10 protein-coding genes are annotated in these 15,614 nt (G+C 39.8%); 3 read left to right on the plus strand and 7 right to left on the minus strand.

Annotated elements, in window-relative coordinates; all coding sequences use genetic code 11:
- The first annotated feature begins 1 nt into the window (after position 1).
- Together OU683_RS10545 and OU683_RS10550 are read left to right on the plus strand one after the other, a co-directional pair.
- Positions 2-481 (plus strand): hypothetical protein, encoded by a 480-nt coding sequence (locus OU683_RS10545; protein WP_268138008.1) that lies wholly within the window; start codon positions 2-4, stop codon positions 479-481.
- A gap of 12 nt (positions 482-493) precedes the next feature.
- Positions 494-1,825, plus strand: coding sequence for a hypothetical protein (locus OU683_RS10550; protein WP_268138010.1), 1,332 nt, complete (start codon positions 494-496; stop codon positions 1,823-1,825).
- 93 nt (positions 1,826-1,918) lie between these two features.
- On the opposite strand, the gene OU683_RS10555 is transcribed toward OU683_RS10550, so the two are convergent.
- Complete coding sequence (locus tag OU683_RS10555; protein WP_268138012.1) at positions 1,919-2,143, minus strand: hypothetical protein; 225 nt, start codon at positions 2,141-2,143, stop codon at positions 1,919-1,921.
- A 109-nt stretch (positions 2,144-2,252) separates the two neighbouring features.
- Between OU683_RS10555 and OU683_RS10560 the strand changes: the two genes are divergently transcribed.
- Entirely contained in the window at positions 2,253-3,548 is a 1,296-nt protein-coding gene (locus OU683_RS10560; protein ID WP_268138014.1) for a hemolysin family protein, read from the plus strand.
- Between the two features lie 895 nt (positions 3,549-4,443).
- Here OU683_RS10560 and OU683_RS10565 read toward each other — a convergent pair.
- The 6 genes from OU683_RS10565 to OU683_RS10590 all read right to left on the minus strand — a co-directional run bounded on the left by OU683_RS10565 (position 4,444) and on the right by OU683_RS10590 (position 15,279).
- Positions 4,444-5,880: an alpha/beta hydrolase family protein gene (locus OU683_RS10565; RefSeq protein WP_268138016.1), complete on the minus strand. Its 1,437-nt coding sequence runs from the start codon at positions 5,878-5,880 to the stop codon at positions 4,444-4,446.
- Positions 5,881-5,975: 95 nt separating this feature from the next.
- On the minus strand, positions 5,976-6,515 hold the full coding sequence (locus tag OU683_RS10570; RefSeq protein ID WP_268138018.1) for a helix-turn-helix transcriptional regulator: 540 nt from the start codon (positions 6,513-6,515) through the stop codon (positions 5,976-5,978).
- Between the two features lie 463 nt (positions 6,516-6,978).
- Positions 6,979-11,604, minus strand: coding sequence for an alpha-amylase family glycosyl hydrolase (locus tag OU683_RS10575; RefSeq protein ID WP_268138021.1), 4,626 nt, complete (start codon positions 11,602-11,604; stop codon positions 6,979-6,981).
- 491 nt (positions 11,605-12,095) lie between these two features.
- Positions 12,096-12,623: a GNAT family N-acetyltransferase gene (locus OU683_RS10580; RefSeq protein ID WP_268138023.1), complete on the minus strand. Its 528-nt coding sequence runs from the start codon at positions 12,621-12,623 to the stop codon at positions 12,096-12,098.
- 220 nt (positions 12,624-12,843) lie between these two features.
- The gene (locus OU683_RS10585; RefSeq protein ID WP_268138025.1) at positions 12,844-14,244 is read right to left on the minus strand and encodes a right-handed parallel beta-helix repeat-containing protein; all 1,401 of its coding nucleotides are present in this window, start codon (positions 14,242-14,244) and stop codon (positions 12,844-12,846) included.
- 282 nt (positions 14,245-14,526) lie between these two features.
- Positions 14,527-15,279, minus strand: coding sequence for a helix-turn-helix transcriptional regulator (locus tag OU683_RS10590; protein ID WP_268138027.1), 753 nt, complete (start codon positions 15,277-15,279; stop codon positions 14,527-14,529).
- Between the last annotated feature and the right edge of the window lie 335 nt (positions 15,280-15,614).

A 15,614-nucleotide genomic window follows, 5' to 3' on the forward strand; every position in this document is an offset into this window, starting at 1 on the left:
AATGGAATCAAAAGAGAAAAAAACCGAAAGCAGGAAAAAGGCTGCCAATAAGTCTTCTTCATCCAAACAAGATCAAAAATCCAAAAAAGATAAAGAGGTGAATATTGATCAATTTTCAGAAAGGATCATAGAGCAAAATGAAAATATCCAAAAACAAATGGAAATGTTTGAAGAGATATTCTATAAGCAAAATCAGCTCATCGAAAAACAAAATCAGATCTCGAATGACTTGAGGAGAACCCTGGAAGATGTACTTCGAAAAGATGCTGATAAGGGAAAGGATAGCAATCGCAACGAAAGAAAAAAAAATGATAAGGAAAAGAGAGAATATGCAAAGCTAAGAGACGCATTTCAAAATCTAGCTCAAAGAAACATTAGTAAAGAAGATAAAATAGATTTAAGCGTCAAGATCACGAAATCCTACCACGATAAAGTTGATGAGGTAAAGACTGCCAGGGAAAAAAGAAAATTAACTTATTAAAAATTGTAAAAAATGGATGCTATAGATAACCTCATTTACAGTGCGCTAAACGACAGTGTATATCCTTCAAAGAAACATTCTTTGCCGATAATTATTCCTGAAGAACTAAATATTTCGAAAATTAATCCAACGAAATCATCAGGAAATATAACCTTCTACAAAAAGACTGCACGAAATAATTTCGTATCTCTGGATGATCCGGGCATAATTGAAGATACTATTCGAAAACATTGGTTTGATGTAAGTAACCGAATAAGTTATACCAATGAAATGGGCAGGGTGGACGAGGATGATGCCGGTAATATTATTCCGTTGTTCGAAGAAGGGAGTAATGCGCCATTACAAGCGTACATCAAATTTAATACACCTCCCTATCACATGATCTTCTCCTACCTGGTAGAAAATACCCGAATTGCCCAGATCTTTGAGAAGATGATTGGAATGTATCTGCAGGATGAAAAACTCACCAAGGCCGAGCCGGAAGCCTTCAGATGGATCCTGAATACCGAAACTCTATTCTATAATTCAGCTCCCGGTTCCTATACCACGCGCGCGAGTCAGGTAAGGCCGGTTTCTGAAGCTAACCGCAGGAATGCCTATCACCGGCTTTTCGGGATGGATCTCGCCTTCGGGGATTTGAACAATAATAAGTACGAGTATCATAAAGCAGAATTTTCAAATTCAGGTTTCATTTCGCTCTTTGAAAATTTCCTGGTGGAGTTCTGGAGAGGTTACATCAATGCCAACAATACCAGCGGCACAAATACCACAGACACAGAACATTTGGAAGACCTTGCGCGAAAGCTGCAGGAAATGTTGATGAGCAGGCGCACCACTAGTTTAAACTTTGAGAATTACCGGTATTTCAATCTTTCTGCGGAAGAATATTCCTCTTATATTTTTATGTACTGGTTGTTCAATGTAGTTTCTTACGATTCCCCGCTGGTAAAATTTTTAAAGGCAGAAGCCAATACGGCGGGAGACCGACTGATGAACATAGGAAGAAGGATAGGTTTAAATGCGCATACCAAATCTGTTGCAATTTTGGACATTGCCCAGCCCATGAGCACCTTGTTAAGGTCTATCGAATTGGGGATCCTGAATGACTCCGCTTTCCTTTTCAGGATCATCAGAGCCCTTACGGTCAACCCTGCCAACCCACCTGAACCCCAGGAAGTTGCTATGCTTAATAACCTTTTATTAATCATCAATAACTGGGAAAAAGCCACAGGTCACCGAATAAAGAATGCTGAAAATGTTATTCTTCCTGCCGGTAGTAACGGAAGCATAAGCGGAAAGATCAAGGTGCAATCGAATGGAACTTCTAAGAGTTACACCTTATAGCTGACTATCTGCCGCTATTTTCAGGCACCTGTCTTTTTTTACGATATTTAGGGGCGCTCTGTTGCGCCCCTTTAAAATTTGATAAGCGCTGCACTACTTCAATGAAATCACAAATGGGGAGTTGCCGTTGAGAATTTTGTACGGCCTTTTTCCTTTAAGATATATGGGTTTCCCAACTATAGTATTTAAAAAGACTCCTTTATCCTTATAATTCGATGAATCAACATCCATTATATCTCTATCAAAATAATTATTTGACTGAGAAAGGCAGAAATTTTCTATGGGATAAAGCCCTGAAGGATTATCTTCAGGATTCACTATTACAACGTTTAAAAGATCATATGCCGGACATAGAAACCGGTAACGGTGAAAAATTTTGAAAAAAAAGCAGACAGGTTTTTAATTACCTTTGAACAAATTTTCAAATTTGGAGCTTTTAATCATTCTGTTCTTAACTCTTCTAAATGGCTTCTTTGCTCTTTCAGAAATTGCTCTTGTTTCAGTTAACAAAAACAGGATTGAGCAAAAAGCAGGTGCAGGAAGCCAAAATGCCAGGCTGGTTCTTAAGCTACTTAAAAACCCTGAGAATTTTCTTTCTTCGGTACAAGTGGGAATAACTTTAATTGGAATAGTGGCAGGTGCTTTTGGCGGAGCAACTTTGACTGATGATATGGTTGGTTTTCTATCTCAATACTTCACCTGGGAGGAAGAATATATTAAGACCACTGCGATGATACTGGTTATTGGAGGAATTACCTATTTCACCATTGTCCTGGGAGAATTAGTTCCAAAGACTATTGCAATGAACAACCCCGAAAATGTAGCTATTTTTTGTGTTCCAATAGTTAATGTCTTCACCAAAGTAACCTATCCATTTGTGAAGCTACTGTCGCTGTCCACTAAACTCGTTCTTAAGATCATTAATGTTAAAGAAAATGAGGGACAGAAGGTGAGTGAAGAGGAGCTGCGGTTTATGCTGAGAACTGCAGGTAAGGAAGGGGTCCTGGAACTTGAGGAAAGTAAAGCTATGCAGAATTTGTTTTCTTTTACAGATCAAACCGCCAAATCCCTTATGACTCACAGTTCAGATTTGGAATGGGTGGATTACAACCGGACAAAGGAAGAAATTCTGGATCAGTTAAAGGAAAGTGTACATTCCAGATTCCTGGTTGGAGATGGAAATTTAGATGAGCTGGTAGGTGTTTTCCACATCAAGGATTTACATCAAAACTTTTATGATCCCGATTTCAAAATGGATCAGATTATCACCGAACCTCTCTATATTGTACAAAATGTCCCCGCTTTTAAGATCCTTAATTTATTTAAGGATAAAAAGCAATACCTGGCTGTAGTAATTGATGAATTCGGAAGAGTCCGGGGAATAATTACTCTTCATGATCTCATAGAAGCTATTGTAGGTGATCTCCCCGATGAGGATGAATTGGAAGATAGCTATATTATCCCCCGCCAGGAAGGAGGATTTCTGGTAGATGGAAAAACTCCGATCTGGGAACTAAATCAATTTTTTTCTGATGAAATTATTGAAGACAGGATAGGAACCTATTCAACAATCTCAGGTTTTATTATTGATGAATTAAAATCTATGCCACAGGCAGGAGATGTGGTAAAAAACCGTTCCTACTCGTTTGAAATTCTGGATATGGACGGATTCCGAATTGATAAAATTCTGGTTTCCGAAATAGAAACTGATAAGCTCGATTAAGTCGGTTAATCCTTACTTTTCCTTTCTTATATTTGGAATTTATGTACCAGTTCAGCCCAGCCTATTGGCATGATCAAAAACTTTTGCAGGATAAGAACAACATTGTCATATATACAATGTCCGGTTTTAAACGAATAGCATAACCGGACATCCATGTCTACACCTTAATACCTATAATTGAGGCTTTAAAAGATCGGGGAATAAAACATCGGGAGAAGTTATTCCTTGGGAAGGAACAGGAATCAAAAGTTTCTTAATATGACACACAACTCCCCGTAAAAAAAACCTCGTCAGTTGGAGTGATCCCGAGGACTCGGGATTGTACCAAGAACAGGATTGGATTAAATATTCAGGAGATAAGATTGGAGAATCTCTCTCAAAAATGGCCTTTTTGACACCTCATTTTTTATTGTTATATTGAATATTGTATAATGGGAGGAAACTAGAATCTAGAGACTAGAACCCAGACTTTCTTAAATGTAATTGTATAATATGGCCCTCGCTGCGTGAGATCAGGAAAAATTCAGGATTCAAGATTCTGAACTGCCAACTGACCACTGCGCACTGATTACTCTTTCAAATACCTGTCAAAAATACCATTTTTGACACCTCTTTTATAAGGTCTTTTGTGCCTTAATTTTCCTAATTCAAAATTCACAAAATGAGGACTTCAAAAACTCACGACGCCCGTATAGCTAATCCCACATTTGCCTCCAAAACTCCCGTGACTTCTGCAGCAGCTGTAATGCCCACCAGCCCACTCTCCCAGGGCTTGAACTAACACTTGCAAACCTGGTATTCTTTGTTCTTGATTATTGTTTTTTTCTTGGTCTCTAAAATAGTATTTTTCATCAGAATGCCCTCTATTTGCGCTAAACCGATCTTGTGGCCAGTTTTAATTTACGATTTCAATTTCCTCAAACTTATCAACTAAATCTTCTATATTACTATCCTTATTGTTCAGATTTTCATTAAAAAAATCTAATATCAAACCAGAGATTATTTTATAACCTTTATAAGCATCAATCTGCCCAGCTTCGTTTATATATGAGAAGTTGATTAGTAAAATTATATCCATAAAGTTTGAGTGACCGGTATTTTTTATAGTGATATTATAATATTCTGAATTTTTTAAATTACGATATGCATATTTATTTAGATTTAAATGATCCCCATTCCAATCTGAAGAAATCAACATAAAAGGTTTGGTTATTGTTGAATCTATCATAGGACCCCATTGAACGCCATCTAAATTAATTCCTGCATTAATTCTCTCGTCATCAATCAATGCTTGCCCAACTGCGGTTCCTCCTTGAGAATGTCCAAATACACCAATTTTTGTCAAATCCAGATGCTTTGATAGAAATGAGCTTTTATTCCATTGATCTAAGTTATCAATAACGGTAGAAATATCTGCACTCCATCTTTTTGATATATCTCCTGCTACATAATCCCGAATTAGATCTTCGACAGCAATAAATCTTTCGTTTTCTGTGGTTGCTTTTTTATAATTTTCTGTTGCGTTCCAAGCCATCTCTCTCATTTTTTCATCATTTGTTTCTTGATCAAATGCTGCATTATAAAGTTTGATGTCTCCATTTGGAAACAAGGAACCGCTACTTTCAAACGTGTGATTTATGTTGAAAACGATAAACCCATGACTTACTATTTCTTCTATCAGGGCATAATATCCAAATGCTTCAGAATATGATCCATGAGAAAAAATTAAAACAGGAAACTTACCTTTGATTACCTCTGGGCTTTTGTAAGTGTGGGTATCTATATAATCTAAATAGTCGATAGTGAATTTGGGAAGACCATATTTATTCAAAAATCCGAGTCTATTTCCCTGATCTAAATATTGTTCCTTTTTTTCATCATTTATTGTGGCCGGGTACCAGACCTTTACCATAAATTCCCTGTTGTCTTTAGGGTCTTTCGTAATAATTTCAGGACTATCTGTAGCTACTTTCAAATAGGAAGAACCGACCTTATATTCCCCGGTTGGACCAGGTAAGTTGAAGACAGGAAAAATATAGGGAAGTGTCCAGGAGAAGACTAACAAAATAAACCAAAAAAGTATTTTCAACGTATTTGATATCCAGCCACCATTCAAAAATTTCACTTCTTTATAAAGCAGTATAGCGACAATTAGAATCATTGTAAGTCCAGGGATTAGTTGCCAACGAAATCCTTCAATTAAAACTTGGCAGACTACTACAACTAAAATGAGGATGATAATAGCCATCTTATTTTCTTTAAAAAACTTCTTTGAAATCAAAAAAGGGAGAATAGTGGCAATAAGCAACAGGAATATTTCAAACGGTCTCATGTAGTCTTGTTTTAGACAAACATAAGGAAGAGAGCACTTAATAAATATTAAAACGCAACGGACAAATGATGGACAAGGTTATAAATGTCAGATTTCTAAAGGTTTAAAATAAATAAATCAAGATCTTCTTTTGATGTAAATGCAAATTTCTTACGAAGACGATACCGGGCCTTATTTACACTTGCAGGTGTAATGTTCATAATCCTGCTAATTTCTTTCGCTGTTAAGTTCATTCTGATTAATGAGCACAGCTTTAATTCGTGAGAAGTTATACCTGGAATGATTTTATAAAGTGATTCATTGAAATTGGGATAGACTTTTTCAAAATCAGCATAAAATGACATACTATTTAATGAATTCGAATCTGATTTTAATAGTTCTTCTAGTGATTTATTTAGGTCTGTCTCTAAAACTTTGTTTCGTAATTCTAAATTTAGAATTTCACGCTCAAAGGTTCTTTTTTCTAGTTTTTCGTACTGATTATTCTTTCTGATATATTTAAATTCAATCCTTTTTAATTGTCTTTTTCTAATAAAATAAGGAATTGCCACGTATCCTATCATAAATAATGACAAGGCGCTTACGAATAGAATACTAAAAACAAACCATGTATCTGTGTCAACTCTAAAACCCATCAAATCTATTTCAAATCTCAATATTAAAATTGGCTACAACTTATTATATCAAAACGAAGTTAAGAATATAAAAGCTATAGCTACAGCATAACATCAGGAAAGAGAATAAACTGGTGAATTTATTTATTGAAATTTTAGGGAATTATTCATAGCTAAATCCTCTGTCAGTTTAATGTACCTTCTTTTACCTTCTATTGTCACCCCGCATTGATCGGGAAAAGTCAAATGATGTATTGGGGGAAGTAGGTATTGGTTAGTGGTTATTTGTTAATGATTAACTGGAAATTGGGGATTGGTTAATTAGGGATTTGAGAGATTTGTTAATTACATCTTAGATCCAAACTCCGGAAATTTCAGTCTAATGTTCATGCCCGACTTAAATTCATTACTTCAAATCTATTTTCCTCTCAAAAAAAGGAGCCATGTTGCCATGACTCCTTTAAAAGTGTATTCTTGAACTTGTTTAATTTTGAATCAACAGCAGCTTTCCAAAAGAACTTTCAGAATTGACCTCGTGCACTATATAAATGCCGTTCCGCAGCCCGGTTACATCCAGCTCCACTGAAGGTATTCCCGGCTGGATCTGAAAAGTCTGGACCACATTGCCCTGTAAATTGACGATCTGGAAATTTGCAGCCGCTTCTATCTTCAGTGTGGTACTAAGATTCACAACATCTGAAGCAGGATTGGGATATATGCTGATGCTCTTTGCCAGCTGATCTTTCATCCCGTCTGCAGGACGAATACTTACTTCATTACTGTAATCTGAAGCCTCGTCAAAATCTTTCGCTACCACTCTATAATAGTAGGTCATTCCCGGCCGCAATTGTGTATCTGTAAAAGTAGTTGTGTTGGACGGCAACCTTGCCACCACTTCGTAAGTAGTCCTGATGTTACCATGTTCCATGGCTCGTTCTACAGTATATGCAGTTTCGTGCTTTGATAGATCCTGCCAGTGTAAAGCAACCGAACGCACATCTGCGAGAACTGCATTCAAGCCCGACGGAGCCAGCAGCGATAGATCAACAGTGTCTACATTGCTCCAGCCGGAATCCCCTTCTTCAGCACTCACGGCCTTCACCCGGTATTCATAGGTCACTCCGTCAATTACGGTTTCGTCAAAATAAGATTCAGCATTTTCATCCAAAGTAGATACAGCAACAAAACCTGCATCATCTTCGCCTTTTCTTTCAATGACATAACCCGATTCTCCTGCCGAATTATCTTTCCAGGTCACGGCTACTGAAAAAGCTTCTGTTACCTCAGCATCCAATTCTGTTGGAGCTGTCATGAAAACAAAAGTATTTACAGTAAGATCAGCTTCCGGAAATGCCACTGCTTTATCCACCAGAATATGGAATTCTCCCGGGGAAAGTTCAATCATATTTGCTGTGGAATTCACCACAAATTTTTGCCCCGAATAAAAATCATACCAGGTTCCTGATTCCTGAAAATTCACCTCCGCAATTCCTTCAGTAACTCCGAAGTTTCCGATGATCTTTACGTCCATGACTTCATGATCAATACTGATGTTTCTTATTTGTCCCGCCGGAGTCCAGGAAAATGCACCTTCTTCAAACACATCGGGATATTCATTGACAAGTTTGATCATTGCGGCTTTTGTACCGTAGAGCTTCATGCGGGATTCATCCTGCTCATAGGCAAGTCCGTCATCTGCAGTGCTCCAGGGAATTGGTTTATTACCTGTTCTTCCGTTATAGTCTATGGAATAGTCATAACCCAACTCCCCAAATTGCCAGATCATCTTTGGCCCCGGAACAGGATAATAAAATGCGGAAGCAAGTTTTACCCGCTCCAGCGCAGTTTCAAAATCTTTAATGTCGTAATCTCCGTTGCTCAGCCCATAGTTCAGCGCTTTCACCATCAGGCGTTCCTCGTCGTGACTTTCCATATAGGAAACCAGATTTTTCGCATTCCATTCACGGGTACCGGATAAGGCCCAGCTCAGATTTTCCGAAGTATTTCCAAGTACGACTTCCCCGTATTGATGGTTCATATTCCCCCACAACATTATTCCGTAGTTGGCAAGAACCTTCTCTTCACTGTTATCCGCCAAATGTTCCATGATCACATAAGCAGTGGCATCAGTATTCCAGATTACGTCGCTCATACGTTTCAGGATGTCGATACGGGATTGATCATACGCACTCCAGGCACCAACATTATTTGGGTTATTCTGCTGAGTAAATCCTTTGGAGAGGTCGAAACGATATCCGTCGAATTTATATTCCTCAATCCAGTAGCGGTTTACATCATCTATATAATTCTTAGTGTATTGGCTTTCATGGTTCATATCATAACCCACATTAAAAGGATGGGTAGCATCGGGATTGAACCAGGGGCTGTTGGCTGCAGGTTTGTTATTGGCCTCGTCAAAGTACATCTGCACCATGGGGCTTTGGCCAAACTGGTGATTTAGGACCATATCCAGAAGGACCACCATTCCCATTTCATGCGCCTTATCTATAAAAGCTTTCAGATCATTTTTACTTCCGTAGTATTTATCGGGAGCGAAAAGATAAGTAGGATTATAACCCCAGCTCTCGTTGTTCTCAAATTCCATTACCGGCAACAACTCTATTGCATTTACCCCTAAAGATTTCAGATAAGGCAGCTTTTCTATTACCGCTTCATAACTGTGCGCCTCCACAAAATCCCTCACCAGCAATTCGTAGATCACCAGGTCTTCATTTGCAGGACGGCCTCCTACTACTTCAGGATGATTCCATTGGTACGGCTGTTGTCCTGTTTGCAACACCGTAGCTATTCCATACTGCGTCTTGTCGTAATCTACAGGGTTTGGATACACGTGAGCAGGAATGTTCTTATCGCTCCAGGGATCGGCTACTTTATCTGCGTAAGGATCTCCAATCTTGATCGTGCCCTCCACCCAATACTGATACACATACTCCTTTTGCGCTTCAAGACCGGTAACTTCCAGCCAATAAGTCTCACCGTCGGGTGTCTGGTTCATCTGGTAATTATCGCTGATCTCCCAGTTGTTGAAATCCCCTACCAGGTAAACAAAATCCTTTTGCGGAGCAAGCAGTACCAAAGTAGCTTTTGAAGCATCTGCAGGATCATAGTTGATCCCGTTTTTCATTCCCTCCGGAAGTTCTGCAATGTTGTTAGCCTCACGCAGGTAAACTGAAATGGTTTTTTCTGAAGAAACCGTCTTCTCCCCTATTTGCGCAGATACTCTGAAAATAATTTCTCCGGAAGCAGATAATGAATACTGATAGCTGATCGTTTGACTATTGCTAACCTGAGCTACAGGCTGGAATCCGTTGCCCTCATTAACTTCTATGCTGATGCTTTCTGCAACTCCTGAAGCTTCTGCACTCAGAAGCAGCTCCTCCCCTGTCAAACCGAAAATTTCTGAAGCTTCCGGTGCAGTAAAGCGTACATAATCTCCCGGGTCCACATTAACAAAAATATCCCCATCAGTTTCAGATTTGCCGAGCTTTGTCCCATCTGCACTGCGGAAGACCATTCCGAGGCGGAAAACAGGCACACCGGCTTCAATCGAATAGTATTCACGAATGGAAGGCAAAGTGATTTGCCATTTCCCGGGTTCTCCAGCTACAGCAGTCATTTCCCCTACTCCGTCGTCCTGTCCCCAGTTGCCTACCACATCGTTCCAGACTGTTCCTTCAGGCCCTGAATAAACCACTCCGGAATGCATATAAACTTTATCGGCATCGCCTAGATTGGAAATTCCTTTTGTAGCATCGTAGGTAATAGTCACCTGTTCATCTGCCGTTGGAAAAGCAGGATCAAGACTTACTATTCCCCCGGAAGCACTGCCAACCAGTTCGAAATGATATTTACGGGTAAAGTCATTAAAGCTGATATCATAAAACCCGGGAACCACCGGAATATCTCCGCCATTCTGAGTGGCCGTTCCGGTGGGGAATTCTGTTCCACCCCAGTTCATATCCCATGAATTGTCTACACGGAATTTCACTGCTCCGGCAGTGAGTTCAAAGTTTTCTAAGGTCCAGGTATGGCCATCGGCTCCTTTTTGCATGGGAGTGGAGTTGTTCCATTCCCCCGGGGTCGCACTGCCCACGATGCCTACAGAATTATAGGAAGCAGGATTTTCTATTGTAAAATTATATGTCCGGGTAAAGTCATTAAACCTGATGGTGTAGTAACCGCTTTCAGGGATCTGCAAATTTGACCCTTTTAATTCTGCAGTCCCGGTGGGAAAGACACTTGCACCCCAATCCACGTCCCAGGCATCATTTGCACGCCATTTTAATTCTCCTATCTTTAGGTAGGTGGTAAGCATCCAGTCATGCTTCTCCCCCGCTACCTGATTCATCGGTGTCGAAGCGTTCCAGTCATTTTCGGTAGCACTTCCTATAATTCCCACGGTTTCATAGGTAGGGGCATTAAGGATCTTAAACAGATACTTTCCTGTCACATCATTAAAAGTTACCGAGTATTCCCCTGCAGCCACGCCTATATTATTCCCGGCGGAATACGCAGTGCCTTCAGGAAAGCTATGCCCTCCCCAACTCATGACACCCCAGTCATTGTTGGCTAAAAATTTTATTTCTCCTGCAGTAAGCGTGATACTTTCGAGGGACCAGCTGTGAGGATCATTGGGATCGACGGTCATAGGAACGGCAGCACTCCAGCCATTGTTGGTAGCATCTCCTATTATCCCAACTGTTTCATACACCGGCGGACTTAAGCCTTCGAAATGATAAGCACCATCGGCACTGTTAAAATAGATCGTGTAGTAGCCCGTTGCCGGAACCAAAATGTTTGGTCCATTCCGGTAAGCTGTACCGGTGGGAAAGGAATCTCCTCCCCAGTTTACATCCCAGGAATCGTTGGCACGAAACTTTATTTCTCCCTGGGTAAGCCGAACAGTCAGCATCCACTGGTGCGGATTATCTGCATACTGTAATTCCATAGGGACTGAAGAATCCCAGTTCGCGTTTGGCGTTGCCTGCCCAACAATTCCCACTGTTGGATAGACCTCCTGCGCGATCCCGGTAAAGGAGATAGTTAAGAATATGAGCAGGAGTTTTAGTTTAAAAGTAATTGTTTTCAATATGAACAAGATTTAGTTGAAGAAATTAAAATAATTATATAATAACCTAAATCTATGGAATTTAGCTCATGTAAAAAAGGGGGTGGTTTGATTAAAAATTGAAAAATTAGAAAAGCTCTTCCGGAGACAGATTTCAGCAAACCTCCCTCCGGTGCCGATTTTGCACCACTTCATTTACTATAAATTACATTATTTATATTTTTTTGGTTTTCGGCTGTTGAGATAATTCTGAAAAATAAATTTTATCTAAATAGGAGAGAAAACAGATGAAATTAGCTCTGGAACTTTTATAAAAATTCCAGGACCAATTCCCCTGTCAATTTAATGTACCTTCTTTTACCTTCAAACGTCACACCGCGTGTACTGAGAAAAAGTAAATGATGTATTTGGCAATAATACAGATCACAGCCGCTACCCTTTTCTATTAGCTTCCTCACAAAAGATGTTGGTACAGCTCGTTTTTAATGAACGATGCGGCGGTTCTGTTTTTGTTAATTTTCTTTTTGCAACGACCAGAATAGCATTTGATCATCCTTAAAAGATTCTCTGAATCTCAGCTTTTTAAGAAGGTGGACTGAGCTTTGATTTTCATGCAAACAACTTGCTGTAATTTTCTTTACACGCTTATCTGTAAAAGCCCATTGAATAAGTGCATTTGCAGCTTCTTCAGCATAACCTCTACGTCTCTCTTCTACAATTATTCCATACCCGATGTCTACACTTTCATCTTCAGAATTCAAACCCTTAAATCCTATATCCCCAATTACTTCTAATGTTGTTTTCTTGATTATCATCCAGGACTCGAAACCGGTAGGTGACTGAACCTTATTTATATTTTCCAATATTCTCGGTAGAGATTCCATGACATCATCATCGGGCCAGCTAATCCCCTGTTTTAGTTCCATGGCGGATAGAAAGTTGAAGTCATTATTTAGGATATTCTCACAAATCTGTGTTGTAAAAGGAATAAGAATTAATCTTTCAGTGGATAGTCCTGTTTCCAAGTTTGCAATTTTCATAAAATATGATTTTTTGGGAATTCAAATCTACTTTACTTTTCTACTTCAATTCCGACTCATCAATAACAATTATTCAAAAAACAATAAGATTTCGTCGAACGTCACACTGCGTGTACTGAGGAAAAGTAAAATGATGTATTTGGGAGAAGTGAAATTGTGCTTAAAACTGAAGAATCTCTAATTCCATCCTGAAAGACTGATCAAGCTTGTTGCCCTTTTGTCATTGTTTTGAGTTCGTAGCGCCAGTCACCAAATTACCTGTTCCCAAATCACGTACCGAATCTGTCTTTTTAAGTAACTCCACGTGATTCTTATCGCCTTCCAGGAAAACTGCTGCGGAAGCAATGTTCTCAAACCTGTTGTTCCTTATCTCATTGCCGTTACTTCCCGGGGAAAGCCAGATGCCTGAACCATTTGCGCTGCGCCAGGTTTCAGGATCTCCCCCCAGTATGGGAAGCCCGGAAAGCGCCTTACCGGGGAAAGGCTTGCGCAAGATGACCCCGGTGATCTTATTATTCACAATATGGTTATTGGAACCCCCGCGGATCTCGAGCGCCACCCCCTCTGCCCCTTGTATGAAATTAGCTTCAATAGTGTTATCTTCCCAAAAACCCCGAAGAGCGAGCGGGACACCCACTATGGTGGAGTCACCTTCTGCATTGCCCGCGAGAAAGTCGGGAAACACGGTCGGATGCGCCCGTTTGATGATGATCGTGTTGTTACTTATCAGATTGTTTCGGCAGGTGATACCTGGAACGTCAGAGGTCATCATTATTCCTTCAGTGACATCTTCGATGTAGTTGCCTGAAATCACATTATTTTCGCAGGAAAGACTTCCGCCTGTTACACTTTCATGGAGCTCTAAGGGCCGGGCAAGATGAATGCCTTCCCCAGGAAAGCCAAAACCCTGCACCTCCCCGGGTTCGGGGGCCATAATCTTGTTATCGAGAATGTGTACGGTATTGCCATAAACCGCAATACTATGCCAGTTGTTCCGGAAAAGATTATTACGAATAATTGTAGGTTGAGACCAGTAGCCATTTACCCGTAAGGCGTTGGAATTGCCTATAAAGATGTTTCCTTCAATGATATGGCCACCATCTCCCGGCATCATTTTGGGGATGGTTTCCCAACAACAACCAATGTGAAGCCCCCAGAAAAGATTTTCAAAGGTGAGATTAAGGACAGACACCCCTCCTGCATGCACTTCAAGACCGTTGCAACTATTCCCGTACTGCTCAATATTTTGCATAGAAAACTCTCCCGGGTCACACCCTAGTAGTATGGTGCCTTCCGGGTGGCCCAGTAAGCTAACATTCGGTACTGTGATCCTGATAATTTCCCCACCTATTTTATAAGTTCCCGGCGCAAAAAGTATGGTGCCTCCCGGCTCTATCTCTTCCAGGGCGGACATAATACCGGTCCGGTCTGTCTCCCTCTCACCTGTGGGAGGAGCGACAAAAACCGTGTCTGCTGCCCGGTATGCCATTCCAATAGTGGTTTGTTCAGAAAGAGGCAGATTGCTACTACGGGTCATTGTAAATATTTCACCAGCCAATAAGAGCATTGTGGCACAAACAAGTGACAGGATCACAATAAAGAATTGTTTTTCACCTTCCATGGACCTTAAGATTTGATTTACCTTTACTTAACGGAAGTAGTAAGTTTCTGCAGAAAATAAGGGGAACGCAGTAGCTCTTCTTGGTTAACTGAAGAATTACTTCTTCCTCAAAAATTCTAAATAATATAATAAATTAACTTTGGCGCACCTCGCATAAAGCCCTAGCAATAAGGAATTTAATATCCTTCCACTATAATGACATGATCCAATTTAAATATTTACAAAGCTGAAGTCAATCCCAGAATTCAGGTATGAAGGAATTGGGGAGACTTTATTTTTTTCTCAAAGGGGAATACTGGCAAGTTTCGTCACCAGTTCTGCCGTATTTTTCGATTCCAGCTTTTCCAACAAACTCCTTCTGTGCGACTCGACGGTATTAAAGGTAATCCCCAATTGTTCACTAATTCCTTTTGTACTATGCCCTTTCATAAGTAAGGAAGCTACTTCCTTTTCCCTGCTCGTTATCTTTTTCCTGCACAACAGGGATTTGAAGTGTTCGGGTTTACTCTTTATATAATGTTGTTTTACTTCAATTAATTCATCTTTTATCTGGTCTGAAAGTCTAAGGATCTGCTCCTTATTTTTATCCCGAATATCTATCCAGGAACACAGGACCAAAAAAGAAGTAGGCTTAAAGGCTTTGACATCGAGAAAAACTGCATTGTAAGTGACCGGGACTTCTTCTGTTTCTGAATTAAGAACTGCGGCGTCTACATTTAAAAATTGATTAGCAAAAATATAATCGGGATGTTTTTCTATTTCTGCTGCCTGTGCATTCATTGCTTCATATATATGGTTGATCAGGTGGGGAGGAATGATGCTTTGGAAAAATACCATTCCATGATTTTCATATTTTTCGTAAGTGTGCCCCAGGACATCTTGTATTGATCTGCTCACATAAAGAAAATCATGAGTATACAGCCAGAAAAGGGCATAAAAAGTATCCGGCAGGTCCTCGAGAAATGCCTGGATGCTTTCTATTTTCATCTTCAGTTCTTCCTGATCTAACGCCAGGGCACGTGGCAGGTTATCCATAGCGAATGGGGTTAAAAAGCTGGTCGCATATCAAATTATCTGAAAAAGATCATCTCAATTAAGTTCTACTTCATTTTTTAAAAAGATTTCTTTCTTTTGGTTGAACTGAATTGAAGACTGATCAGAGTTCTAAATTTAATCTTTTTCTGAATGCAGGAACATAAACTTTTTACTTTTAGCATGTTGGAAACCAGTTATTAAAAAACTGCATCGCCATGTTCCTGTTGAGTTCAACATCCTCCAACAGGGCGTTCATATTCGGGGATGTTGGTCAGCAGCCTTTTCTGCTTTTAAATTCTCGTGACCTGCTCAATAAAAGAATCTGATTTCCCAGA

Source organism: Salinimicrobium sp. TH3, from assembly GCF_026676115.1.
GTDB lineage: Bacteria > Bacteroidota > Bacteroidia > Flavobacteriales > Flavobacteriaceae > Salinimicrobium.

What these genes read in the sequence shown, in the direction of transcription:
- OU683_RS10545 (WP_268138008.1), top strand. Translation starts at nt 2, where the DNA reads ATGGAATCAAAAGAGAAAAAAACCGAAAGCAGGAAAAAGGCTGCCAAT.
- OU683_RS10550 (WP_268138010.1), top strand. Translation starts at nt 494, where the DNA reads ATGGATGCTATAGATAACCTCATTTACAGTGCGCTAAACGACAGTGTA.
- OU683_RS10565 (WP_268138016.1), bottom strand. Translation starts at nt 5,880, where the DNA reads ATGAGACCGTTTGAAATATTCCTGTTGCTTATTGCCACTATTCTCCCT.
- OU683_RS10570 (WP_268138018.1), bottom strand. Translation starts at nt 6,515, where the DNA reads ATGGGTTTTAGAGTTGACACAGATACATGGTTTGTTTTTAGTATTCTA.
- OU683_RS10580 (WP_268138023.1), bottom strand. Translation starts at nt 12,623, where the DNA reads ATGAAAATTGCAAACTTGGAAACAGGACTATCCACTGAAAGATTAATT.
- OU683_RS10585 (WP_268138025.1), bottom strand. Translation starts at nt 14,244, where the DNA reads ATGGAAGGTGAAAAACAATTCTTTATTGTGATCCTGTCACTTGTTTGT.
- OU683_RS10590 (WP_268138027.1), bottom strand. Translation starts at nt 15,279, where the DNA reads ATGGATAACCTGCCACGTGCCCTGGCGTTAGATCAGGAAGAACTGAAG.